The following is a 24,514-nucleotide window of genomic DNA, read 5'->3' on the forward strand; positions in this document are numbered from 1 at the left end:
GGGCCCGCCGATCCGCAGGGGAACGCAAAGGCCGCCCGGGTCCGCCGTGGCGGCGGGTCCGGGCGGCCGGAGCGTGCGGGGGCGCCGTCGGCGCCTGCTCCGTCAGGCGCCGAGCGCCTGCTTGACCTGCGCCAGGCTCGGGTTGGTCATGACGACCTCGGCCCCACCGCCCACGGGCACGATCTGCACCGTCGGCACGGTCTGGTTGCCGCCGTTCGCCTTCTCGACGAACGCGGCCGACTCCGGGTCCTGCTCGATGTTGATCTCGGTGTACGCGATGCCCTCGCGGTCCATCTGACTCTTCAGCCGACGGCAGTATCCGCACCATGTGGTGCTGTACATCGTCACAGTGCCCGACATCGTCCTCAGACTCCTCTGCTGTCTCACCGGGGTGTCGAAGCACCCGCTCGGCGCGGTCCGGTCCGGTGCGATCCGCACCGACAGAAGAACGTACGTGACGAAGCCGCCATTCCCGTACCCGGTACCCCGGTAGACGGCCCGACGGCCCGCCCGCCCCTCCTGACACCTGCGTGACCTCGGCCACAACGGTCCCGGGTGGTCCCGGTCCTGCCGCATCCGGCCAGGGCCCTGCACCGCCACCCGCACCTTCCCGCACTGCCCCGCACCGCACCGATACGACAAACCTTCGCCTCCTGTGGACAACCCGCCGCACCCGCCCCGCGAGACCTGGCAGCATGGCGGGGTGACAGCAGCAACGCACTCCTCACTCTTCCCGCAGGTCCCCGAGTCGGCCGACGCGGTGCTCGACGGGCTCGACCCCGAGCAGCGCGAAGTCGCGACCGCCCTGCACGGCCCGGTGTGCGTGCTGGCAGGCGCCGGCACGGGCAAGACGCGCGCGATCACCCACCGCATCGCCTACGGTGTCCGCGCCGGAATCCTCCCGCCCGCCAGTGTGCTGGCCGTCACCTTCACCAACCGTGCCGCGGGCGAGATGCGGGGACGGCTCCGGCAGCTCGGCGCCGGCGGGGTGCAGGCACGGACCTTCCACTCCGCCGCCCTCAGGCAGCTCCAGTACTTCTGGCCGAAAGTCATCGGTGGGGAGATGCCCCGGCTGCTGGAGCGCAAGATCCAGCTCGTCGCCGAGGCCGCCGCCCGCTGCCGCATCCGGCTCGACCGCAACGAGCTCCGCGATGTGACCAGCGAAATCGAATGGGCCAAGGTCACCCAGACCGTCCCGGCCGACTACCCCGCAGCCGTCGCCAAATCCCTCCGCGACGCCCCCCGCGACCCATCGGAAATCAGCCAGATCTACGGGCTGTACGAGCAGCTCAAGCGCGATCGCGCGGTGATTGACTTCGAGGACGTCCTGCTGCTGACCGTCGGCATCCTCCAGGACCGCCATGATGTCGCCGACCTGATCCGCCGCCAGTACCAGCACTTCGTCGTCGACGAGTACCAGGACGTCAGTCCTCTCCAGCAGCGCCTCCTCGACCTCTGGCTGGGCGACCGCGAGAACCTCTGCGTCGTCGGCGACGCCAGCCAGACGATCTACTCCTTCACCGGAGCCACCCCCGACCATCTGCTGAACTTCCGCACCCGCCACCCCTCCGCGACCGTCGTCAAACTGATCCGCGACTACCGCTCCACCCCCCAGGTGGTCCACCTCGCCAACGGTCTCCTCGGCCAGGCCCGCGGCCGCGCCGCCGAGCACCGCCTGGAACTCGTCTCCCAGCGCGACCCCGGCCCCGACCCCGCCTACACGGAGTATCCGGACGAACCCGCCGAGGCCGAGGGCACCGCCCGCCGTATCCGCGATCTGATCGCCGCGGGCGTCCCCGCCGGGGAGATCGCCGTCCTCTACCGGATCAACGCCCAGTCCGAGGTCTACGAGCAGGCACTGGCCGATGCCGGAGTCCCCTACCAGCTGCGCGGCGCCGAGCGGTTCTTCGAGCGCCAGGAGGTCCGGGAGGCCGGAATCGCCCTGCGCGGCGCCGCCCGCGCCGGATCCAACGACGCCCTCCTCGACGACGCCGAAGACCTTCCCTCCCAGGTCCGCGCCGTGCTCTCCACCAAGGGCTGGACCACCGAACCGCCGACCGGCTCCGGCGCCGTCCGCGACCGCTGGGAATCCCTGGCCGCCCTCGTCCGACTCGCCGAGGACTTCGCCCGGGCCAGGTCCGGGGCCACCCTCGCCGACCTCGTCACCGAACTGGACGAGCGGGCCGCCGCCCAGCACGCCCCCACCGTCCAAGGCGTCACCCTGGCGTCCCTCCACGCCGCCAAGGGCCTCGAATGGGACGCCGTGTTCCTGGTCGGGCTCACCGAGGGCATGATGCCGATCACCTACGCCAAGACCGACGAGCAGGTCGAGGAGGAGCGCCGCCTGCTGTACGTCGGCGTCACCCGCGCCCGGCTCCACCTCACCCTCTCCTGGGCCCTCTCCCGGGCTCCCGGCGGCCGGGCGGGCCGCCGCCCCACCCGCTTCCTCAGCGGGCTCCGCCCCGGCTCCACCGCCCCGGGAAACCGCGCCTCCGGAGGCGCGGCCGGCGGCGCCGAGAGCGGCCAGGGCGGCCGCCGCAAGCGCCGCGGCCCGGTCCTCTGCCGGGTCTGCGGAAAAACCCTCACCGACGCCGGCGAGATGAAGCTGATGCGCTGCGAGGACTGCCCCTCCGACATGGACGAGGCCCTCTACGAGCGGCTGCGCGACTGGCGCTCCGGACAGGCCCGGCTGCTCGGCCAGCCCGCCTACTGCGTCTTCACCGACAAGACCCTGATGGCGATCGCCGAAGCCGTCCCCGGAGACGAACGGGAGCTGAGCGCGATCTCCGGAGTCGGCGGCCGCAAGCTGGACCGCTTCGGAGCCGATGTCCTCGCCATCTGCGCAGGCCAGGACCCGGAGGAGGGTCAGGAGGAGGACTGAGGAAAACTCGTCGGAAAAATAGTTTGCGCATGCCCCGACCGTCCCCATAGGTTCTTAACCACGCGAACGGGAGCTTCTCCGAAGCCCTGTCCTCGTGATGTACTTAATCCGAATACAGCGACCGGCTCCGGCCGGTCCCCCGAGACGCCGAGAGGAGGCGAGTGCAGTGATCAGCATCAAGAACGTGAAAACCATCAGCAACCCGATGACCGATCGCCCGGTCGCCGCCTCCGCCTGCTCGCTCGGCTTCTCCGCGTCGCTCCTGATCGTCGGCCGTGGTGTCGGCAAGGGCACCGGTGTGTCCGGTGGTCTCGTTGCCGCCGCTGCCACCTCCATGCCTGCCACCGGACTGCCCGTCCTGGGCCTGGAGCGGATCGAGCGACCGACCTCGGCACCGACTGCCGTCGCAGCGAAGACGCAGGCCAAGGCCTATGCCTTTGCGGCAGCCAGTGCCCGGACCACGACGCAGAACGAGCAGCACCTCACCAAGTGGGCCTTCCGTGGGCTCGAACCCTGGAGTGATCCAGCCTGATCCGATCAGGCCGGCGCCTTCAGGGCCGCGGAATCCCACCCGGGATCCGCGGCCCTTCTGTTTTCCCCACACCGGGGACGACGGAGCGAAGGGGCCTCGGGACAGCACCACCCGGTACCAAAGCACCCCGGCCCGGCCGGGGAACCGCCACCGGCCACAAGCCGGACCGACAAGACGAGGAAGAAACACCGTGCAACTCGAAGCGCACGCCCCGTCCGTACCGCCTTCCCAGACGCTCCCCCCGCCCGCGCACACGGAGGACTCCCTCTTGACCACCCCCACCGCGCTCACCGCGCTCGACGACGCCATCGAGAACCTCGGCGTACCCGTCCCCTGCCGCTCCTACGACCCGGAGGTCTTCTTCGCCGAGTCGCCGGCCGACGTCGAGTACGCGAAGTCCCTCTGCCGCACCTGCCCGCTGATGGAGGCCTGCCTCGCGGGCGCCAAGGACCGGCGCGAGCCGTGGGGTGTCTGGGGCGGCGAGCTGTTCGTCCAGGGAGTCGTCGTTGCCCGCAAGCGGCCGCGTGGCCGCCCGCGCAAGAACCCGGTTTCGGTATGAAAACCCTCGGAACCATCGACCGCCCCCACGCGCACGACCCCCAGAAGCAGGACCCCATGCCCACTTCCGTGAACGAGCTCCCGGGCTCGGCAACCCCAGATGTGAACACCACCGGCGCGGCCGTCTCCCGCCAGAACAGGACCCACGCAATGCAACTCATCCCAGAAGCCATGGCACGTGCACAGATGCACGACCGGCTTCGTCAAGCCGACGTGGAACGCCGGGCGACGCGCCTGATCACCGCACGGCGCATGCAGCGCCGCGCCGAGCGCGCGTCCCTGCGCGCCCGGCGTGCGCTCGCCATGGCCGTCATGAACTGACGTCGCCTCCGAAGAACAGCGACAGCAACACCGCGGGTGCCGGTCCGGACGGACCGGCACCCGCGGTGCGTTGAACCCTCCCCGGCCCCGGACGGGTTATCGTCACCGGGTGGACCAGCAGAACACTCCCCGCCCGGACGGAACGGGCGCCGAGCGCACCGTGTGCTCCCGCTGCGGCAGCACGGCCGCAGGCACAGCCCCTCTCACCTGGACCTGCTCCATGGAGAACGGCACCCGCCGCTACTTCTGCGACGCCTGCGCCCGCGCCAATCTCCGCTCCATCGAAGGCCGCCTCGACTCCACCTGGTGGTAGGCCCCCGCCCCCGCCCCCCCGCCCCCCCGCCCTCGTCTCGTCCCCGGGATCAGACCATGGTCAGAAGATGGTCCGTGGGGGCGTAGTCGATCTTCCAGTCGGCATAGAACCCGCAGAATCCGTCCACGGCGCACCGCAGACCCACGGTCACCCAGCGGACCGTGCCGTCGTCGCCCAGCGAGAACGCCACCGCGACCTCGAACTCCCCGCTCCCGCAAGGGCAGCAGGCCGCACCGGGTTCGTCGTCCTCCCTGTACTCCTCGGTCCAGTACTCCCCGGAGTCCGCGATGAACGCGCGGCCGCCGCAGCCGGAGCACTCCCGTTCCGCACCGGACGCATTGACCAGCACCGAGAACACCCGGCCACCGCAACCCCGGCAGACGGACGGAACGATCTTCACGGGCCGGTGGTCATCGGCATCCCGCAGAAGCGCCACGAGCTCCGCGGGCACCCCCCTGTCCACCTGATCATCAGCATGCACAGGCCCATCGTTCCAGACACCGCGATGCCCCTCGGTGCCGCGAGGCCGGGCGGCGCCGGCTCTCAGGCCGGGGTGCCCACCGGCGTCTGGTCGTCGTCCGCCTCGTCTACCTCGTCTACCTCGTCGGCCGCGTCTGTCTCGTCTGCCTCGGCTGCCTCGTTGGAGTAGTCCGCGAGGAACCCCGGGAGCCAGTCCTCCAGTTCGTCCCGGAGCCTGACAGTCGCGTTCAACTGGCACAGCACCCCGATCGTGCTCAGCGTCACCCGGTGGATCAGCAGATAGGACGGCGGCAGATTGAGCTGCTTGCCGAGCTGGTGGGCGGGGGAGCGGATATCGGCGATCCGGGCGGCCTGAGCCCGTATCCAGCCACGCGTGAACGTGAACTCGTCCGCCTCCGCGGGCTCGATGATCGGCACCAGATACTCCAGCACCGCATCCGGGTCGAGGTCGATCTGCTCCTTGACGAACCCCTCTTCCCGCAGCACCTCGTAGACCGCTTCCGCCTCACCCTCCAGAGTCATCCGCAGACAGTCGCCGATCTGCGGCGGCAACCCGCCGGGCAGCCGGTCGACCGTGCCGAAGTCGAGGACCCCCAGCCGCCACTCCTCCCCGTCACCCCCCGGCACCAGCCGGAAGTTCCCCGGATGAGGATCCGCGTGCAGCAGCCCGGTACGCGCCGGGCCGGAGAACAGGAACCGCGCCAGCAACTGTCCCGCGCGGTCCCGCTGCTCGGGGGAGCCCCGGTCGATCACCTCGGCCAGCGGCACCCCGTCCATCCACTCCGTGACCAGCACCTGCTCCGACTGGTGCACCACTCCGGGGACCAGCACATCCGGATCGTCCGCGAACTCCTCCGCATGCGCCCGCTGCGCCTCCGCCTCCAGCCCGTAGTCCAGCTCCTCCGCGATCCGGTCGCGCAGCTCACTGATCAACGGCTTGATGTCCATGCCCGGTATCAGCGGGCCCAGCAGCCGGGCGAACCTGCTCAACTGGGTGAGATCGGAGAGCAGAGCCTCCCCGGCCCCCGGATACTGCACCTTCACCGCGACCTGCCGGCCGTCGTGCCAGACCGCCCGGTGGACCTGGCCGATCGACGCAGCGGCCGACGGCTTCTCCTCGAACTCCAGGAACAGATCCCGCCACTGATCGCCGAGCCGCTCCGTCAGCACCCCGTGCACCGTGCTCGTCGGCATCGGGGGAGCCGCGTCCTGGAGCTTGGTCAGCGCCGCGCGGTACGGGCCGGCGATCTCCTCCGGGAGGGCGGACTCGAAGACGGACAGCGCCTGCCCGAACTTCATCGCCCCGCCCTTCAGCTCCCCCAGCACCTTGAACAACTGCTCCGCCGTGCGCTGCTGCAGCTCCCGGGCGACGAGCTCCGCCGGTCTGCCCCCGATGCGCTTGCCCAGACCCCACGTGGCCCGGCCCGCGAACCCCAGGGGAAGTGCGGCCAATTTGGCGGTCCGGGTGACCGCCTTCCGGGGAAGATCAGACATACGCCCCTCCTCACAGCCGTGCCGCGTGAGCCCGCCGGTGTGGCCCTGTGACGCGTTACCCCGCCATTGTCTCGTGAGACCCCGCTGCTCCCGAGGTGTCCTCCCCCTCAGTTTTCCCTGAAGATCCGGATCCCCGGGCGGCTCCGCAGACACAGCGCGGATGCGGTGCCAGTGCTTCCCGCCGCCAGTCCAGCAGGGGGAGGGAGGTCTCCCAGCGGATGCCCGTGGTCAGCGGCAGCTCACCGTCGAGGAAGGAGAGCGCATGCGCGGCGGTCAGCCCGGCCACGGTGGACGCGAGCGCCAGATCGCAGGCGGGCACCGGAATCCGGCGGCCGCCCGAACGCCACTGCGCCAGCAGCCTCGGCCAACCCGGGTCGCGGTCCGTGCGCCCCAGCTCCAGACAGCCCGCGCAGGCCGTCCCGCCGGGCAGCACCAGCGGACCCACCACCCCCGTCGCCTCGACCACCCCCGCATACAGATGGGGAACCCCGCCCTCGACCCAGTCGGCCGCCGCCCCCGGATCGGGCGCATAGGCACCCAGCCCGTCCCGGGGACAGACCAGCACCAGAGAGAGCCCCGGATCCCCGGCCGCCCCCGCACCTGCCCCCACGCCCGCACCCGCGGCCGAACGGGGCGGCCGCTGCGGGGCGCTGCGGCGCACCAGACCCCGGGCGGCCGGCTCACGGCGCTCACCGATCGCCCCGGCGGGCAGACCACCGGGCGTCACATCCCCCGGCTCGACGCAGCCCCCGTCCAGAACGTCGACCCGGCCCACCCCCGCCGCGGACAGCAGCGCCGCGACGGACGCGCCCACCCGTCCCGCGCCGCGCACCTGGACCCGTATGCCCCGCCGGGCCGCGAGCCGCCGCATTCCGCCGCCCGGCTCGCGGTCGACGACCGACAGGGCGGCCGCGTCCGGCCGCAGCCGGTCGAGGACATCGGCCCGGCTGCGCAGTGCCTCGGCCGCGGGGCCGCCGCAGGTCGCGTCGTCGATCAGGCCCGCTGCCGCGAGCCGGCGCACCAGAGTCCCGGCCAGACCGTCCGGCAGCCCCATCGCCCGCGCCTGCGCGTCCAGCAGCTCCAGCCCCCGGGTCCCGTCGAGAAGCTCCAGCAAGGAGCCGGTCGCCGTGTCCACCGGGCCGATCGACACCGCATGCGCGGGCGTCACCCCGAACTGAATCGTCTGCCGCTCCCGCCAGGCCCGCCGTAAGGCAGGTTTCACCATCGGATGCATGCGGATTCCCCCGTTTCGGTCTCCGGCGGCTCCGGCGCGGCGCCCGCGCCGTCCGCGGTGAGATCAGAATGCCCGGCGGTACCGGGCGGCGGAAAAAGTTGTCCACAGGGCCGGGGTATTAGTCGTTCAAATGGTGCAGCCGTGGGGTGGTTCATGGAGCGGTTCAGCGGAGAACCGACGCGGAGCCGGTGCTTCGGGGGCATTCAGCGGGTAACGTCGTGGCGTGTCCGCCGAATCTTCTTCCCGTATCGCCGGGCGGACTCCGCCGCGTGGCGGGGATAGCCCGCGGCGTACCGCGGTCGGCCGTGTTCCCCGAGGCGCGGGGACGAGCGCGGTCGAGGTCCGCAGGAGCGCCCGCCGCAGCCGGACCGTCTCCGCCTACCGCGAGGGCGACCGTACGATCGTGCTGATCCCCGCCCGGATGTCGGAGGCCGAGGAGCGGCGCTGGGTCGGAGTGATGCTCGACAAGCTCGCCGCGCAGGAGAGCAGGCGCATCCTCGGCGACGGTGAACTCGCCGCCCGCGCCGAACGCCTCTCCGACCAGTACTTCGACGGCCGGGCCCGGCCCGCTTCCGTGCGCTGGGTGACGAACCAGAACACCCGCTGGGGCTCCTGCACCCCCGCCGAGGGCAGCATCCGGCTCTCCCACCGCCTCCAGGGCATGCCCGAGTACGTCGTCGACTACGTCCTCGTCCACGAGCTGGCGCATCTGCTCGTCCCCGGACACGGCCCCCGCTTCTGGCGGCTGCTGGAGGCGTATCCGCGCACCGAGCGGGCCCGCGGCTATCTCGAAGGCGTCGTCGCCGCTCAACGTCTGCCCCAGCTGCACCCGGAGCCCCAGGACTGACACCCGGCGAGCGGCCCGCCGGGGTCCGCCGGGGTCCGCCGGGGGCCGCAGGGGTCCACCCTGAGCCTGCCGTGTGCCCGCCGCCCGCCCGCCGACGCTCCGCCGGGGGTCCCGCCGCCGATCCCGTCCGTCCGTTACCCGGGGAACGCGCCGGTATCACCGAACGTTGATCAGCATGTATCGAATGTGTCCCGGGGTGGCTTCAACCCTTGGCCGGATCCAGTAGGCAGCCGTTAGCCTGGCGCGACGCATTCGTAGTTTTTTCGGGATGGGGGACGGTCGTTACGCATGGCCAGGGAATTCCAACGCGGCCACAAGGCCAAGATCAGTGATCTCACTGCGGGTACGGATCTGTACGTCGGCGTATCCATCGCCGCCCCCGGTCTGACCTTCGACATCAGTTGCTTCGGACTGGACGCCGCCGAGAAACTCTCCGACGACCGGTACTTCGTCTTCTTCAACCAGCCGAAGTCGCCCGAAGAGTCCATCCAGCTGCTCGGCGCCCAGTCCGGGGACACGGAATCCTTCCGGGTGACCCTGGACCGTATTCCGGCGCACATCACCAGGCTCAGCTTCACCGCCACCATCGACGGCGGCGGGCAGATGTCGCAGATCGGACCGGGCTACCTCCGGATCGTGGCCGGTGGCGAGGAGGTCGCCCGCTATCCCTTCACGGGAGCGGAGTTCAGCACCGAGCGCGCGGTCATGCTGGCCGATTTCTATCTCAAGGACGTCTGGCGGTTCGCCGCCGTCGGCCAGGGCTTCGACGGCGGTCTGGACGCGCTGCTGCGGAACTTCGGCGGCGAGGTCGCCGAGGACCAGCCGGCCGCCGCAGCGCCGCCCCAGGCTCCTGCCGCGCCCCCGGCCCCCGCGCCCGCGTTCGCCGCGCCGCCCCCGCTCCAGCCGGTGGCGCAGCCGCCCCAGGCGTACGCCCCTCAGGTCACCCCGGCTCCCCAGGTGCCGCAGCCCCCGCAGCCCGCGCCCGCGTTCGGCGGGCCCGTCGCGGCGCCCGTTCCTCCGCCGGTCGCGGCCCCGGTCGCCCCGCCCGCGGCGCCGATGCCCCCCGGCGCCGTACCACCGCCCGTCCAGCCGCCGTTCGGCCAGGTACCGGGGCAGATTCCCGGCCAGGCTCCCGGGCAGGCCCCGGGGCAGCCGCCGTTCGGACAGGTCCCCGGCGGGCTGCCCGGTATGGCCCCGCCGCCGGGCGCCGGTGCCGTCCCCTTCACCCAGCAGGCTCCCTTCGCGTACGGACAGACCGGCGTCCAGGGACAGCCCGCCGGTATCCCGCAGGGCGTGCCCGCCGCGGGCCCCGGGCTGAACGCCGCCCTCCAGGCCTACCGGGAGACCCCCACGGGGCAGCGCTGGACCCCGCAGAACCAGCACCTCATGCGCGTCGACGTCGCCATGGGCGGCACCGGCATCCTCGCCCGCAGCGGCAGCATGGTGATGTACCAAGGAAAGATCGACTTCAGCCATAAGAGCGGCGGCTTCACCGGCCGGATCGTCGGCAACGCCACCGGCCAGGAGATGCAGCTCATGCGCTGCACCGGACGCGGCCAGGTCTTCCTCGCCGAGGACAACGCCCATCTGCACCCCATCGAACTCCAGGGCGACGCCATCTGCGTCTCCGCCGAGAACGTCCTCGCGTTCGACGAGTCCCTGCAGTACGAGGTCCGCCGTATCGAAGGCCACGGCATCCCCGGCGGGGTGCTGTTCACCCTCCAGTTCCAGGGCACCGGCACCGTCGTCGTCAAAACGCACGGCACGCCCGTCGTCCTCCCGGTGAACAACGCCACCTTCGCCGACACCAACGCGATCGTGGCCTGGTCCGCGGCCTCCCAGGTGAAACTCGCGTCCCAGGTGCGGCTGCGCCGCAACTCCTACCCCGGGCACAGCGGCGAGACCGTCAACCTCCAGTTCCGGGGCGCCCCCGGCAACTTCATCGTCGTCCAGCCCTACGAGGTCTGAGGGAGCCCGGATCCATGAACCAGCAACTCGCGGGCTACGCCCCGACCCCCCTCGCGGCCCGGATGGAGAACCACGGCCGCACCATGCTCAAGGTGGCCATGGCCACCGGCCACGATCTGTACGCCCGCACCGGCTCCATGATCGCCTACGAGGGCTTCGTCCAGTACGAGGCCAACCCGCCCTCCGCACAGCAGGCCCTGACACAGTGGGCGACCGGCGAAGGCGCCCCGATCATGCGCTGTCACGGCGACGGCGTTCTCTACCTCGCCGACTACGGCGCCGATGTCGTCGTCATCTATCTGAACAACGACTCCCTCTCGGTCAACGGCTCCAACGTGCTCGCCTTCGACGCCCACCTCCAGTGGAGCGTCCAGAAGGTCAAGGGCATGGCCAAGCTCGCCGGAACCGGCCTGTGGAACGTGGAGATCGCGGGCACCGGCTGGGTCGCCCTGACCTCCCGCGGCACCCCGATCGTCGTCGACTGCGGCCGCGGCCAGGACGAGACCTATGTCGACCCGGACGCCCTCGTCGCCTGGTCACCGCATCTGAAGGTGAAGGCGAAGCGGAGCATGAAGGCCGGAGCCCTCATCGGGCGCGGCACCGGCGAGGCGTACCAGATGGCCTTCTCCGGGGAGGGCATCGTCGTCGTCCAGCCCAGCGAGGACAACACCGACCGGCTGCGGATCCGGGGCTGAGGGGGAGCGGGAAACATCATGCAGAGCCCACTTTTCACCTATGGCGAGCAGCAGACCCAGGAACGCTTCGCCGTCCAGAACCCGCAGTTGCTGCGGATCACCCTCAAGGGCAACGACGACATCCTCGCCCGCAAGGGCGCCATGGTCGCGTACCAGGGGCTGATCGACTTCGACGGCGAGTACCAGAGCACCAGCGAACGCCGTAAGCGCGAGCGGACCGGGGAGGGCCTCGACCTGATGCGCTGCTCCGGCCAGGGCACGGTCTACTTCGCCAATCTCGCCCAGTTCATCCATGTCGTGGACATCGACAGCGGCGGGCTGACCGTCGACAGCGCCTATGTCCTCGCGCTCGACCCCGCGCTGCATACGGAGACCCTCGCGGTGGACAGCGAGTACGGGATCTCCGGCTCCGGCAAGTACCAGCTGAACATCACCGGCCAGGGCAAGGTCGCCCTGATGACCTCGGGGCAGCCGCTGATGCTCCCGGTGACCCCGCAGACCTCGGTGAACGTCGACTCCGATGCCATCGTGGCCTGGTCGACCCAGCTGCGCGTGCAGATGGAGGCGCCCACGACCTCCACCAGCGTCCGCACCCGCCGCGGCAGCACCGGAGAGGGCTGGGAGCTGAGCTTCCTCGGCCAGGGCTTCGTCCTGGTGCAGCCCAGCGAGGTGATGCCGCCGCAGAACGCGCAGATCGGCGAGGGGGTACGGGGCCAGTTCGGCGCCGACGGACGCAACCGCAACAACGCCTGGAGCTGACCGGGCACCGCCGGATCCGGTCCGCCGGATCCGGTCCCGCCACCGGCACGAGTGCCCGTGGCACCGGCACAAACAAGGGCGCCTGTGGTTCCGGGGAATCCCCCGGAACCACAGGCGCCCCTGTATCCCATGACCGTCGTACGGCCGCCGGGGCGCGGCCGGGTCCGCTACAGCGCGGCCCGGGTCCGTTCCAGCAGCCGTACAACGGAGGTGTCCGCGACCCCCGCCACCTCGTCGTAACCGAACCAGCGCAGGTCGAGCGACTCCTCGCTGATCCGGGCCGCCGCGCCCGCCGGGGCCAGCGCCGCGTACTGCACATCCAGATGCCAGTGGCACGGCGCCGGAATCGGATGCCGGTCCAGCCGCACCGGCTCCGCGGCACCGGCCGGCAGCAGCGTCAGCCCGGCGATGCCCGACTCCTCCGTGGCCTCCCGCAGCGCCGCGGCGGCCAGCGTCGGATCGCCCGGCTCGCAGTGGCCGCCCATCTGGAGCCACATGCCCAGCTTGCGGTGGAGGGTCAGCAGCACCCGCTCCCGCTCCGGATCCACGACCAGGGCGCTCGCCGTCAGATGCCCCGCCCCGCAGGCCTTCCACATACCGTCCGGGTGGGCGGTCAGATGGTCCAGATAGCGCTGCCGCAGCTCCTCCTGCCCCGGGTCGCCCCCGTCCCGGTAGGCCTTCAGTACGAGAACGGCGTCGTCGTGCAGGCTCACCGGCCCGAATCCTCCGGACCCGTCCCCGGCGCGCCCTTCCCGCCGTCACCGTCGGAGCCGCCGTCGCCGCTCTCGGTAGCAGGCCCGTCGGTGTCCTTGGTGCCTGTGGAGCTGTCGGGGCGGTCTTCGCCGCGCTCGCCGGACGCGGCCTCGCCCAGTATCCGGTCCAGCTCCGAGAAGTCGAGCTGCTCCCGGTGGACGAAACCGTCCGGGTCGTCGAGGTCGGTGGCCGTCGGCAGCATGTCCGGGTGCTCCCAGAGCGCGTCGCGCCCGTCCACCCCGCGGGCGTCCGTCAGCGAGGCCCACAGCCGCGAGGCGTCCCGCAGCCGGCGCGGCCGCAGCTGGAGCCCGATCAGCGTGGCGAACGTCTGCTCCGCAGGACCGCCCGAAGCCCGCCGCCGCCGCAGGGTCTCCCGCAGCGCGGAAGCGAAGGTCAGCCGGCTCGACGCGGCCTCGTGCACCACCGCGTCCACCCAGCCCTCGACCAGCGCCAGGGCCGTCTCCAGCCGGGCCAGCGCCGCCTTCTGCTGGGGGCTGTCCTCCGGCTGGAACATGCCCTGCTGGAGAGCCTCCTGCAGCTGCTCGGGATGCGTCGGGTCGAACTGCCCGACGACGTCCTCCAGCTTCGACGTGTCGACCGTGATCCCGCGGGCGTACCCCTCGACGGCACCGAAGAGATGCGAGCGCAGCCACGGCACATGCGCGAAGAGCCGCTGGTGGGCCGCTTCGCGGAGGGCCAGATAGAGCCGCACCTCGTCCTTCGGGACACCGAGGTCCTTGCCGAGCGCCTCCACGTTCAGCGGGAGGAGCGCGGCCTTCCCGGCCGGGCCCAGCGGCAGGCCGATATCCGTGGAGCCGACGACCTCACCCGCCAGCACCCCCATCGCCTGCCCGATCTGCTGCCCGAACATCGCGCCGCCCATGGAGCGCATCATGCCGATCAGCGGGCCCGCCATGGCCTGCATCTCCTCGGGCAGCACCCCGCCCATGGCCGTGCCGACCCGCTCGGCGACCGGGTCGACCAGCTGCTTCCAGGCCGGAAGCGTCGCCTCCACCCACTCGGCCCGGCTCCAGGCCACGGCCGTGCTCGCGCCGGACGGCAGGGATGTCACCCCGTCCAGCCAGACGTCGGCCAGCCGCAGCGCCTCCTCCACCGCCGTACGGTCGGCGGGGCCGACGGAGGCGTCCTTCACTCCGTCCGCCGTCCCCTGGGAGACGGTCTGGCGGGCGATCTGCTTGGCCATGTCCCAGTTCACCGGGCCGCCCTCGTAGCTCAGCATCTGGCCGAGCTGCTGGAAGGCCGCACCCAGGTCCTGGGGGTCGAAGGACCCGAACATGGAGGCGAAGGGATTGTCCCCGGCGCCCCCCTGCCCCGGCCCGAAACCGAAGGGGTTCTGTGGATTCTGCGGGGACGAACCGCCGGCGCCGCTGCCACCGCCCGCGGGGTCCTTCTTCCTGCCCTCGTCGCCGTCCTCCGGCTCCTCCGGCGGAAGGCCGAATCCGAATGGGGTGTCACTCACGGGTTTCCTCGGCTCGTAGGGCCGCCGGCGCCCGGCCGGCGGCGAATGCCCTCACAACACCACCCAGCGTAGACATCCCGGCCCGCATCCGGGCTCGGTGCTCCGCCTGCTCGGGGCCTGGGGCAGGATGGATGCCACCTGGTCCGTACGCGTCATCACCGTACGTACTGAAGACAACCGCTGGAGACGCCTGGTGAGTTCCCCAGATCCGCAGGTTCGCGGAGCGCGAAACCGCTCAACCCCGACCCCCGGCGACGGAGCCGCGGGCCGCGGACCCGTCGTCGCGGTCACCGGCGCCGCCACCGGCATCGGTGAGCTGCTCGCCCGGCAGCTGGCCGAATCCGACGAGGTCGGACGGGTCGTCGCGATCGACGAACGCCGGGGCGAGGTGCCCGGGGCACAGTGGCACGTCCTCGACGTCCGCGATCCGGCCATCGCCGAGAAACTGCGAGGCGCCGACGTCGTGGTGCACCTCGCGCTCGACCTCGACCTGGAGTCCGACTCCGCGGCCCGTACCGCGTACAACGTACGCGGCACCCAGACGGTCCTCACGGCGGCCGCGGCCGCCGGAGTGCGCCGGGTGGTGCTCTGCACCTCGGCCATGGTCTACGGAGCGCATCCCGACAACGACGTTCCGCTGTCGGAGGACGCCGAACTGCGGGCCACCGCGGAGGCCACCGGCGTCGGCGACCTGCTGGAGATCGAACACCTGGCCCGCCGGGCGCCCCGCGCGCACCCCGGGCTGAATGTGACCGTGGTGCGCCCCGCGGTCCTGGTCGGCGGCACCGACACCGCCCTGACCCGCTACTTCGAGTCCCCGCGGCTGCTCGTCGTCGCCGGATCCCGCCCCACCTGGCAGTTCTGCCATGTGGAGGACCTGGTCAGCGCACTGGAGTACGCGGCCCTGGAGAAGGTCGACGGCGAGCTGGCCGTCGGCTGCGACGGGTGGCTCGAACAGGAGGAGGTCGAGGAGCTGACCGGCATCCGGCGGATGGAACTGCCGTCGGCGATCGCCCTCGGCGCCGCCGCACGGCTGCACCGGATCGGCGTCACGCCCTCCCCGGCCGGTGACCTCGCGTACACGATGCATCCCTGGGTGGTCAGCATCGGCAGGCTCCACGACGCCGGATGGCGGCCCCGGTGGACCAACGAGGAGGTGCTCGCCGCGCTCCTGGAGGAGGTCGCGGGCCGTCACACGGTCGCCGGGCGCAGGCTGGGCCGGAAGGACGCCGCGGCGGCCGGTGCGGCCGGTGCGACGGTCGCCCTGCTCGGTACGGCAGCACTGGTCCGCCGCGCCCGCAAGGCCCGCCGCCGGATCTGAACCCCTCGGGGCGCGGGCTCCCGCCCGGTACGGCGCGCGAAGGCGCTCGTACCGTGCGGGGCGCCCGCACCGCGCGCGAGCCGCGGGCCCGCTGTCCGGCCGCGGGGCGTGCGGCGGGGTATGCCGCAGGGGGTACGGCGGTGGTCCGGCCGGGACGGCGTACGGCACGATGTGGCCATGACGATCAGGCACGACCACCCCGGTGAGCGGGCGGCCCACGACCCGCTGCGGCTCCTCGCCGTCAAGGACGCCCCCCTCTCCGTCGACGAGGTCTTCGCCGCCGTCGGTGACCCCGCCGCGGGCGGTACGGCGCTCTTCGTCGGCACGGTCCGCAACCACGACGCCGGTTCCGACGTCGACGCCCTCGGCTACTCCTGCCACCCCACCGCCGAGGCCGAGCTGCGGCGGGTCGCCGAGAAGATCGCCGCGGACTTCCCGGTCCGCGCCCTGGCCGCGGTCCACCGGGTCGGGGACCTCGCGGTCGGCGATATCGCGGTGATCGTCGCCGTCTCCTGCCCCCACCGGGCCGAGGCCTTCGAGGCCTGCCGCAGGCTGATCGACGACCTCAAGCGCGAGGTGCCGATCTGGAAGCACCAGACGTTCTCCGACGGCACCGAGGAGTGGGTCGGCGCCTGACCCCGCCCGGGACCGTGTTCGGACGCGCGGTACGGCCGCCGGTACGCCTCCGACCGGCCGTCCGCCGATTTGCGTAACCGGGCCCCTGCCACGAGCGTTGAACCGGTGAACGATTAATCTGTTGATCACTCAGCCGGACCCGCCCGTGAGGCGTGCTCCCGGCCGGTTCATTCACGGGGTAGGGAGGCCACGATGGCGGCACTCGCGTGGTTGCTGATTCCGCTGTTCGCTGCCGTCGGCGCCGCGATATGGGGCGGCTGGGCGTCACGGAACCGGACCACCGGGGACGTCGCCGAACTCGCCGGGTACGCGCGGTTCCGCGACGCGATGGAGAAGACCGGCTCCGCGGGCCCCCCGAGCAGCTAGGCCCTCACGGCCCGGTCCGCCGGAGCGCACGCCGGGGCCGGAGGGAGCCTTCACGCCCCTCGCGGGGACTCCGCGCCGCTCCCGTACGGAAGCCTCCGACCGCCCCCGTACGGACCGGCCCGAACGGCGCGCCGACGGTCCTGTCCCGTACTGTCGTTCCATGCCACGCCGCACCGCGACGATGCTCGCATCCACGCTGATCGCCGTCGCGCTGCTCTGCGCGGGGATCCTGATTCCGGTGAAGTACGCGGAGATGTCACCGGGACCCACGGTCAACACCCTCGGCGAGGCCGGTGGCGAACCGGTTCTGCGGATCGACGGCCGCAAGACCTACCCGGCGTCCGGACACCTCAACATGACCACGGTCCGGGTCACCGGCGCCGACTACCGGATGAATCTGGTCGAGGCCGTCCACGGCTGGCTGGCCCACGACAACGTCGTCGTCCCGCACGACACGCTCTACCCCGACGGGCAGACCGAGGAGCAGTCCACCCAGGAGAACGCCGAGGAGTTCAGCCAGTCCCAGGAGAGCGCCAAGGTCGCCGCCCTGAAGCAGCTGAAGATCCCCGTCACCTCGCGGGTCGTGGTCGCCACGGTCGTCAAGGACACCCCCGCCGAGGACCGGCTGCACGCCGGCGATGTGATCAAGGCCGTCGACGGTACGGCGGTCAAGGAGCCCGGGGACGTGGCCAAGCTGGTCACCAAGCGCCGGCCCGGCCAGGACGTCGTCTTCACCATCGTCCCGGCGAAGGAGGCGGCCGCGGCGGAGAAGGCGGGCCGGGAGCCCACGGCGACCGAGGACATCACCCTCACCACGGCCAAGGCCGAGGGCGCCGACCGGGCGATCGTCGGCATCCAGGCCGGAACCGACCACACCTTCCCGTTCACCATCGACATCAACCTCGCCGATGTGGGCGGCCCCAGCGCCGGGCTGATGTTCGCCCTCGGCATCGTCGACAAGCTCACCCCCGGCGATATGACGGGCGGGAAGTTCGTCGCGGGCACCGGCACCATCGACGACGCCGGGCGGGTCGGGCCGATCGGCGGCATCGCCATGAAGCTCGTCGGCGCCCGGGCCGCCGGTGCCCAGTACTTCCTCACCCCCGCCGACAACTGCGCGACGGCGGCCGAGGACATCCCCAAGGGACTGACGCTGGTGAAGGTCGACACCATCGCCGACGCCGCCAAGTCCCTGGAGAAGATCAAATCCGGTGACCGTACGGGCCTGCCGTCCTGCACCAAGAGCTGACGCACCCCACCGTACGGACGACGGAGGTACGGGTAGGGGACGGGTACGGCTCCGGGGCACGGCGTACGGCCGCGTCCCCCGGTAGCCCCCGGTACGGCCTCAGTACGCCCCCGTACGTACGACCGTGCAGCGGCGGGGGAGCCCCCGCGCCCCACCCGCCGCCCGCGTCCGCCGTTACGCCTCGAAGGTCGCCGCCAGCGCCTCCGACAGCCCCGGCACCAGGTCCCGGCCGGTGAGCACATCGGTGGCCGAGTCCTTCTCGCGCAGCCGCAGCGCCGACTCCCGCGCCCCGTCCCGCAGCACGGCCACGGTCATCCGGACCTCCTGCCGGTCCGGGTGCTTCGCCACCCAGCGGGCGAGGGCCGCCTCGTCCAGATTCTTCGGAACGGCCGTCTCCGCCGACGGGGGCAGCATCTGGCGCTCCACCGTCAGGGCGCAGCCCGCCACCGCGCCGGGCCAGGCGATCGTGGCGAGGAACTCGTCGAGCGCGGTGCCCGCCGGGATCTCGTCCTGCTCGACCGGCGTCAGCGGCGACGCCGCGTCGTCGTCGCCTTCGATGCCGAGCTGCTCGGCCAGCGCGGGCTCCTGGGCGCGCAGGGCGGCGGTGTCGACCAGGGCGAAGAGCCGCGCGGGCTGGTCCCAGCCGAGCGTGGCCGCGTACTCGTCGATCTCCAGGACGGCCCGGGTCAGCGGGCTCGCGGCGATCGGTCCCGGCGAGGAGGGCGAGACGGGGGAAGCGGAGGAGGATTCATTGGACATGGTTCCTATCCTGCCCCGTCGGCGCCGCCCGGCGGGAACCGGCCGGTCCGGTCGGCCGCCGCTGCCGCGCCCGCGGCGGCCCGTCCGTCCGGGCCTCAGGGGCCCCTGGGGACCGGTCCCGGCAGCGGGATACGAAACGGCAACGAACCGGACACGGGTGGACGACCGGATCGGGCCGGATCGGGACCCCGTGACGGGAACTAGGTAAAGCCTCAGTAAGTTGCATCAAGGGGCTCTACGATCGCGGGGCCCGCTTGACACGGCCGCCCGGTACCCGTCCGGGCGGTCATACGATCGCAAACTTCGAGGTGCGCACGTTGGCTTTCCAGATGCCGGACCGCGGCGGAGGCCCCCCGACCGGGCCACGGATCAGGGTGGGACGGCCGTCCCGGCGTGTTCGCACCCTGCTGATGACACTGGGCGTGCTGGCGGTGCTGGCGATGGCGTTCGTCATGTTCGCCGGGTTCTGGACCGACTGGCTGTGGTACCGCTCCGTCGAGTACTCGTCGGTGTTCACCAAGACCCTCTGGACGAAGATCGGCCTCTTCGCCGTCTTCGGACTTCTGATGGCGACCGTCGTGGGCCTGAACATCTGGCTTGCGCACCGGCTCCGGCCGCCGCTCAGCGCGATGTCGCTGGAGCAGCAGAGCCTCGACCGGTACCGGATGGGCATCGCCCCGTACAAGAAGTGGGTGCTCCTCTCGGTCACCGCGCTGGTCGGGCTGATCGCCGGAGCGTCCGCCACCGGCCAGTGGAAGACCTGGCTCCAGTGGGTCAATGGGGTGTCGTTCGGCGAGAAGGACCCCCAGTTCGGGATGGACGTGTCGTTCTACGCGTTCGACCTCCCCTGGTACCGCTTCCTCCTCGGCTTCGGCTTCGCGGCCGTCGTGCTGTCGCTGATCGCCGCCGCGCTGACCCACTATCTGTACGGCGGGCTGCGCATCACCAGCCCCGGCGCCCGGGCCACCGCCGCCGCCACCGGCCACCTCTCGGTGCTGCTCGGCGTCTTCGTCTCGCTGAAGGCGGTGGCCTACTGGCTGGACCGCTACGGTCTGGCCGTGAAGTCCAGCGACTTCAAGGCGACCGGCAACTGGACGGGCCTGCGGTACGTCGACGCCAACGCCTACCTTCCGGCGAAGACGATCCTGTTCTGCATCGCGGTGATCTGTGCGGTGCTCTTCTTCGCCACGCTCTGGCGGCGGACCTGGCAGCTGCCCGTCATCGGCTTCGGCCTGATGGTGCTCTCGGCGATCCTGATCGGCGGGCTGTACCCGGCGATCGTGCAGAAGTTCCAGGTCCAGCCGAACGAGCAGGCCAAGGAGGCGCCGTACATCCAGAAGAACATCGACGCCACCCGTAAGGCATACGGCATCGACCAGGCCAAGCCCGAGGACTATCCGGGCCGGGTGACCGACCAGAGCCGCCGTGCCCAGCAGCGGGCCGACGCCGATACGGCGGCCAGCTACCGCGTGGTCGACTCCAACGTGGTGTCGCCCGCGTTCCAGCAGCTCCAGCAGGAGCGCAAGTACTACCAGTTCCCGACGACCCTGGACGTCGACCGCTATCCGGGCCCCGACGGCAAGCCGCAGGACACCGTGATCGGTCTGCGCGAGCTGAACATCGAGGGCATTCCGAAGCGGAACTGGATCAACGACCACTTCACCTACACCCATGGCTACGGCGCGATCGCGGCCAAGGGCACCAGTGTGGTCACCGACGCCGCCAAGGGCACGGTCGGCTCGCCCGACTTCACCGAGTCCGGCATGCCCACCAAGGGCACGCTCGTCGGCAAGGGCTCCTACGAGCAGCGGATCTACTACGGCGAGAAGACGCAGCAGTACTCCATCGTCGGCGGCCCGCAGAAGGAGCTGGACTACGAGGCGGCCAGCGGCGACACGAAGTACACCAGCTTCAAGGGCAAGGGCGGCGTCAGCCTCTCCAGCACCCTGAACCGCGCCGCGTACGCGGTGGCCTTCGGTGAACCGCAGATCCTCTACTCGGGCGCCGTGGGCGAGGGCTCGAAGATCCTCTACAACCGGACGCCGAAGGAGCGCGTCGAGGCCGTCGCGCCCTGGCTGACGATCGACGGCGACGCCTATCCGGCGGTCGTCGACGGCCGGATCCAGTGGATCATCGACGCCTATACGACGACGAACGGCTATCCGTACGCCTCCCGGACCACCCTGGGCGACACCACCACCGACTCGACGACCACCAGTCAGCGAGCGGTCGTCGCCCAGCAGAACCAGGTCAACTACATCCGGAACTCGGTCAAGGCCACCGTCGACGCCTATGACGGCACGGTCAAGCTGTACCAGTGGGACACCAAGGACCCGGTGCTGAAGACCTGGATGAAGGCCTTCCCGGGGACGGTGAAGAAGAAGAGTGAGATCAGCCCCGAGCTGAAGTCGCATCTGCGGTACCCGCAGGACATGTTCAAGGTCCAGCGCGAGCTGCTGACCCGGTACCACGTCACCGAGCCCGACCAGTTCTACAGCGGCTCGGACGCCTGGCAGGTGCCGGACGACCCGACGAACAAGAAGGAAGCCAGCGCGGTTCCGCCGTACTACCTGAGCCTGAAGATGCCGGGCGACAAGGAACAGAAGTTCTCGCTGACGACGACGTTCACTCCGAACGGGCGGCCCAATCTGGGCGCCTATATGGCCGTGGACGCCGATGCCAACAGCCCCGGATACGGGACGATAAGGCTGCTGAGAGTCACCGAGACGGTCCAGGGTCCCTCGCAGGTCCAGAGCGAGCTCAACGGTGTCGAGGAAGTGGCGACCTTCGTCCGCGACCTCAGAGGCACCGACTCGGACATCGAGTACGGCAATCTGCTGACGATCCCCCTGGACGGCGGGTTCCTGTACGTCGAGCCGGTGTACGCCCGCGGTGGCAGCGCGAACTATCCGCTGCTGAAGAAGGTGGCCGCGGCGTACGGCGGGGGTAAGCCGGTCTTCAAGGACAGCCTCTCGCAGGCGCTGGACGCGGCCTTCGAGCAGCCGGTCAAGGAGCCGACGACCCCGCCGGCCGAACAGCCGCCGGGCACCCAGCCACCGACCACGCCGACTCCGCCGACCACGCCGTCGACCCCGCCGGCGACGGGTGACGCCGCGGTGAAGGAGGCCATCCAGAACGTCCTCAAGGCCCATGCCGAGGTCGACGCGGCCCTGAAGAAGGACCCGACCGACCGTGAGGCGGTCGGCCGTGCCGAGGACCAGCTGGATGCGGCGCTGGACCGGCTGGCCCAGCTCCAGGGCAACGGTTCCGGTTCGTCGTCGAAGCCACCGGCGGAGACGAAGAGCCCACCGACGTCCACCTAGGGAATGGGGCCCGGTCCACCTCCGGGTGGACCGGGCCCTGACCCGTTCGGGCAGGTCATGCCCTGCGTCTGATAGTGTTCGGACATACCGACGCGGGGTGGAGCAGCTCGGTAGCTCGCTGGGCTCATAACCCAGAGGTCGCAGGTTCAAATCCTGTCCCCGCTACTGAATCACCGAGGGCCCGGATCCATTGAGGATCCGGGCCCTCGGTGTGCGTATTGATGTTCGCAAGGCTGAGACACGACCCACAGCGGAAGGGGGAACCGCGCGCCGTGCCCGGGGAGTTCAGCAGATAAGTGTTTGACTTATCTCTCTGTGGGCATGTCGACAAAACGCTGAAGTGACCTCACCCACTGCGGTATACCGGGTGTGAGCGGGTTGCGGGTGGTGCGACGATGGAATTTATGGGGGACAGGGCGACTCTGTTGGAGACCGGGCGGTTTGTACGGCGAGATGCCGGTACGGCGGCGCAAGCGCTGAATGCGGCGCCCTCGGCCGCCGTCGCGGATCTCGCACGTCTCACCGCCGGTATCAACCCGGGCGCGGGTGCGGGCACCATCGCCGGATCCGGGCCCCGGACAGTCGGCGGCCCGGTCGGCGGCCCGGCCGGAGGGCTCTCGCCGAGGCCAAGATCCGGAGCAATTGATTCCCGTACGACATCTGGTGCGGTTGAGGCTGCCGGTGCCAGTGTGGACGCCGTGGAGACGGCCGGAGCGGAGGCGCGGCACCGCCGCGCGGCCGACGCCGGCGATCCTGCCGCCATGAGCATGCTCGGTTCGATGCTGCTGCGCCGGGGCGATCTCGAAGGTGCCGAGCCCTATCTGCGCGGTGCCACCGCCGCCGGTGACCGGGCCGCGGCCAACAACCTCGGTGTTCTGCTCCATCAGCGCGGCCATCCGGAGGAGGCGGCCGGCTGGTGGCGGATCGCCGCCGTCGCCGGGTCCGCCGCCGCGGCGCACGCCCTCGGGCGCCACTTCCGGGAGCGCGGCGACGAGCCGGCCGCCGAGTACTGGCTGCGCCAGTCCGCGGAGCAGGGCCACGCCCTGGGTGCGTACGCCCTCGCGGAACTGCTGGAGCACCGCAGCGATGTGGGTGCCGAGCGCTGGCTGCGGGCCGCGGCCGAGCAGGGCCACCGGGAGGCCTCGTACCGTCTCGCGCGGATGCTCGACCTCCGGGCCGCGGACGAGGCCGCCCACCCCGGGAGCGCGCCCCGCGGCGGCGGGAAGGGCCCCGACACCGGTACCGGTGCCCGGGCCCTGTCCGCGCTGGACGAGGCCGCCCAGTGGTACCGGCAGGCCGCCGCCAGGGGCCATCGGCGGGCCGCGCTGCATCTGGGCGGGATCCTGGAGAAGCGCGGCGAGCTGAAGGAGGCCGGCCGCTGGTATCTGACCTCCGCCAAGGACGGCGAGACCAAGGCCGCCTGCGCCCTCGGCTTTCTGCTGCGGGACGCGGGCGACGAGGAGAGCGCCGCGATCTGGTGGCTGCGGGCCGCGCAGGAGGGCGACGGCAACGCGGCCAACGCCCTGGGCGCGCTGCACGCGGCCCGCGGCGAGCCCCAGACGGCGGAGCGCTGGTACCGGGCCGCGATGAGCGCGGGCGACGTCAACGGCGCCTACAACCTGGGGCTGCTCTGTACCGCCCAGGACCGTACGGCCCAGGCCGAGCAGTGGTATCGCAACGCCGCCTACGCGGGGCACCGGGAGGCCGCCAACGCGCTGGCCGTCCTGCTGCTCCAGGCCGGGGACCCCGTCGGCGCCGAGCCGTGGTTCTCCAAGGCCGCCGAGGCCGGCAGCGTGGACGCGGCCTTCAACCTGGGCATCCTCTACGTCGGCCGGGACGACGACCACACCGCTCTGAAGTGGTACGAGCGCGCGGCCGCCGCCGGGCATACGGAGGCCGCGCTGCAGGTCGGCATAGCCCGGCTGCGCGACGGCGACGAGCAGACCGCCGAGCGCCATCTGCGCTGTGCTGCGGGCGGCGGCAGTGCGGAGGCGGCCTTCCGCCTTGCGACCCTGCTGGACGCCCGGCAGCCGCCGCCCGGTCCGCCCGCGCTGGGTGAGACGACGGCGGAGAAGACCGAGTGCGAGGAGTGGTACGAGCGGGCCGCCGAGCAGGGGCACCGCCGTGCCCAGGTGCGGGTCGGCATGCTGGCGGCGGCGCGCGGGGACGTGACCGGCGCGGCCCGCTGGTACCGGGAGGCGGCGGATGCGGGCAGCCGCAACGGCGCGTTCAATCTGGGGCTGCTGCTGGCCCGGGACGGCAATGAGCGCGAGGCTGCGCTCTGGTGGAGCCGTGCCGCGCACGCGGGCCACGGCCGTGCCGCGCTCCGCCTGGCGCTCCTGGCGGCCCGCCGGGGCGAGCTGGCCGAGGGCAAGCGCTGGTGTGCCCGGGCGGAGGAGCTGGGCCCGTCCGAGGTCACCGAGCGCGCCGCGAAGCTGCGGGACGCGCTGCACCAGGAGCTGACGGCGTAGTCGCCCGCAGCCGTGGCGCGGGGTGCGGCGGCGGGCGTACGGGGGCCGGGCTGCCGCCGTACACCGGCCGGGAC

The 24,514-nt window shown here is 71.6% G+C and carries 22 protein-coding genes and 1 tRNA gene; 16 read left to right on the forward strand and 7 right to left on the reverse strand.

What is annotated here, in order from left to right; all coding sequences use genetic code 11:
• Positions 1-102: 102 nt before the first annotated feature.
• Positions 103-360 (reverse strand): mycoredoxin, encoded by a 258-nt coding sequence (locus B7R87_RS22510; protein ID WP_040914371.1) that lies wholly within the window; start codon positions 358-360, stop codon positions 103-105.
• Between the two features lie 343 nt (positions 361-703).
• Here B7R87_RS22510 and B7R87_RS22515 point away from each other — a divergent pair, with 343 nt between their 5' ends.
• The 5 genes from B7R87_RS22515 to B7R87_RS22535 all read left to right on the forward strand — a co-directional run bounded on the left by B7R87_RS22515 (position 704) and on the right by B7R87_RS22535 (position 4,605).
• Positions 704-2,881, forward strand: coding sequence for an ATP-dependent DNA helicase UvrD2 (locus B7R87_RS22515; RefSeq protein ID WP_187144537.1), 2,178 nt, complete (start codon positions 704-706; stop codon positions 2,879-2,881).
• 166 nt (positions 2,882-3,047) lie between these two features.
• A complete protein-coding gene (locus tag B7R87_RS22520) occupies positions 3,048-3,413 on the forward strand; it encodes a hypothetical protein (protein ID WP_006346756.1) in 366 nt (121 codons plus the stop codon).
• Positions 3,414-3,603: 190 nt separating this feature from the next.
• Complete coding sequence (locus B7R87_RS22525; RefSeq protein ID WP_006346755.1) at positions 3,604-3,972, forward strand: WhiB family transcriptional regulator; 369 nt, start codon at positions 3,604-3,606, stop codon at positions 3,970-3,972.
• Positions 3,969-4,292 carry a hypothetical protein gene (locus B7R87_RS22530; protein ID WP_006346754.1) on the forward strand — a complete coding sequence of 108 codons (324 nt, stop codon included), beginning with the start codon at positions 3,969-3,971 and terminating at the stop codon, positions 4,290-4,292. The genes B7R87_RS22525 and B7R87_RS22530 overlap by 4 nt, the downstream gene beginning before the upstream one ends.
• A gap of 109 nt (positions 4,293-4,401) precedes the next feature.
• The gene (locus B7R87_RS22535; RefSeq protein WP_006346753.1) at positions 4,402-4,605 is read left to right on the forward strand and encodes a hypothetical protein; all 204 of its coding nucleotides are present in this window, start codon (positions 4,402-4,404) and stop codon (positions 4,603-4,605) included.
• 49 nt (positions 4,606-4,654) lie between these two features.
• Here B7R87_RS22535 and B7R87_RS22540 read toward each other — a convergent pair whose 3' ends face one another.
• The 3 genes from B7R87_RS22540 to B7R87_RS22550 form a co-directional block, all read right to left on the reverse strand.
• A complete protein-coding gene (locus tag B7R87_RS22540) occupies positions 4,655-5,056 on the reverse strand; it encodes a hypothetical protein (protein WP_006346752.1) in 402 nt (133 codons plus the stop codon).
• 92 nt (positions 5,057-5,148) lie between these two features.
• Positions 5,149-6,579, reverse strand: a complete 1,431-nt coding sequence (locus B7R87_RS22545) for an ABC1 kinase family protein (RefSeq protein ID WP_006346751.1) — start codon at positions 6,577-6,579, stop codon at positions 5,149-5,151.
• A 55-nt stretch (positions 6,580-6,634) separates the two neighbouring features.
• Complete coding sequence (locus tag B7R87_RS22550) at positions 6,635-7,813, reverse strand: ThiF family adenylyltransferase (protein ID WP_130584842.1); 1,179 nt, start codon at positions 7,811-7,813, stop codon at positions 6,635-6,637.
• 223 nt (positions 7,814-8,036) lie between these two features.
• On the opposite strand from B7R87_RS22550, the gene B7R87_RS22555 reads away from it, so the two are divergent.
• From B7R87_RS22555 to B7R87_RS22570, 4 genes are all read left to right on the forward strand, one after another.
• The gene (locus B7R87_RS22555; RefSeq protein ID WP_063838385.1) at positions 8,037-8,660 is read left to right on the forward strand and encodes a M48 metallopeptidase family protein; all 624 of its coding nucleotides are present in this window, start codon (positions 8,037-8,039) and stop codon (positions 8,658-8,660) included.
• Positions 8,661-8,948: 288 nt separating this feature from the next.
• A complete protein-coding gene (locus tag B7R87_RS22560; RefSeq protein WP_130584841.1) occupies positions 8,949-10,628 on the forward strand; it encodes a TerD family protein in 1,680 nt (559 codons plus the stop codon).
• A gap of 14 nt (positions 10,629-10,642) precedes the next feature.
• Positions 10,643-11,323 carry an AIM24 family protein gene (locus B7R87_RS22565; RefSeq protein WP_006346746.1) on the forward strand — a complete coding sequence of 227 codons (681 nt, stop codon included), beginning with the start codon at positions 10,643-10,645 and terminating at the stop codon, positions 11,321-11,323.
• 18 nt (positions 11,324-11,341) lie between these two features.
• Positions 11,342-12,082, forward strand: a complete 741-nt coding sequence (locus B7R87_RS22570) for an AIM24 family protein (protein WP_006346745.1) — start codon at positions 11,342-11,344, stop codon at positions 12,080-12,082.
• Positions 12,083-12,249: 167 nt separating this feature from the next.
• On the opposite strand, the gene B7R87_RS22575 is transcribed toward B7R87_RS22570, so the two are convergent.
• Positions 12,250-12,795: an NUDIX hydrolase gene (locus B7R87_RS22575; protein ID WP_006346744.1), complete on the reverse strand. Its 546-nt coding sequence runs from the start codon at positions 12,793-12,795 to the stop codon at positions 12,250-12,252.
• Entirely contained in the window at positions 12,792-14,315 is a 1,524-nt protein-coding gene (locus B7R87_RS22580) for a zinc-dependent metalloprotease (protein WP_006346743.1), read from the reverse strand. Before B7R87_RS22580 ends, B7R87_RS22575 begins: the two co-directional genes overlap by 4 nt.
• Positions 14,316-14,508: 193 nt before the next feature.
• On the opposite strand from B7R87_RS22580, the gene B7R87_RS22585 reads away from it, so the two are divergent.
• The 4 genes from B7R87_RS22585 (at position 14,509) to B7R87_RS22595 (ending at position 17,887) form a co-directional block, all read left to right on the forward strand.
• Positions 14,509-15,636 (forward strand): SDR family oxidoreductase, encoded by a 1,128-nt coding sequence (locus B7R87_RS22585; protein ID WP_040914359.1) that lies wholly within the window; start codon positions 14,509-14,511, stop codon positions 15,634-15,636.
• 177 nt (positions 15,637-15,813) lie between these two features.
• Complete coding sequence (locus B7R87_RS22590) at positions 15,814-16,272, forward strand: molybdenum cofactor biosynthesis protein MoaE (RefSeq protein WP_040914358.1); 459 nt, start codon at positions 15,814-15,816, stop codon at positions 16,270-16,272.
• Between the two features lie 192 nt (positions 16,273-16,464).
• Complete coding sequence (locus B7R87_RS33175) at positions 16,465-16,638, forward strand: hypothetical protein (protein ID WP_006346740.1); 174 nt, start codon at positions 16,465-16,467, stop codon at positions 16,636-16,638.
• Positions 16,639-16,798: 160 nt separating this feature from the next.
• Complete coding sequence (locus tag B7R87_RS22595) at positions 16,799-17,887, forward strand: YlbL family protein (protein ID WP_006346739.1); 1,089 nt, start codon at positions 16,799-16,801, stop codon at positions 17,885-17,887.
• Between the two features lie 174 nt (positions 17,888-18,061).
• On the opposite strand, the gene B7R87_RS22600 is transcribed toward B7R87_RS22595, so the two are convergent.
• Positions 18,062-18,646 carry a PPA1309 family protein gene (locus B7R87_RS22600; protein ID WP_006346738.1) on the reverse strand — a complete coding sequence of 195 codons (585 nt, stop codon included), beginning with the start codon at positions 18,644-18,646 and terminating at the stop codon, positions 18,062-18,064.
• Positions 18,647-18,975: 329 nt separating this feature from the next.
• Here B7R87_RS22600 and B7R87_RS22605 point away from each other — a divergent pair, with 329 nt between their 5' ends.
• The 3 genes from B7R87_RS22605 (at position 18,976) to B7R87_RS22615 (ending at position 24,440) form a co-directional block, all read left to right on the forward strand.
• Entirely contained in the window at positions 18,976-21,969 is a 2,994-nt protein-coding gene (locus B7R87_RS22605; protein WP_187144614.1) for a UPF0182 family membrane protein, read from the forward strand.
• A gap of 91 nt (positions 21,970-22,060) precedes the next feature.
• Positions 22,061-22,134 (forward strand) — tRNA-Met (locus tag B7R87_RS22610).
• Between the two features lie 230 nt (positions 22,135-22,364).
• On the forward strand, positions 22,365-24,440 hold the full coding sequence (locus B7R87_RS22615; RefSeq protein WP_332903358.1) for a tetratricopeptide repeat protein: 2,076 nt from the start codon (positions 22,365-22,367) through the stop codon (positions 24,438-24,440).
• Positions 24,441-24,514: the final 74 nt, after the last annotated feature.

Source organism: Streptomyces tsukubensis, assembly GCF_003932715.1.
Classification (GTDB): domain Bacteria; phylum Actinomycetota; class Actinomycetes; order Streptomycetales; family Streptomycetaceae; genus Streptomyces; species Streptomyces tsukubensis.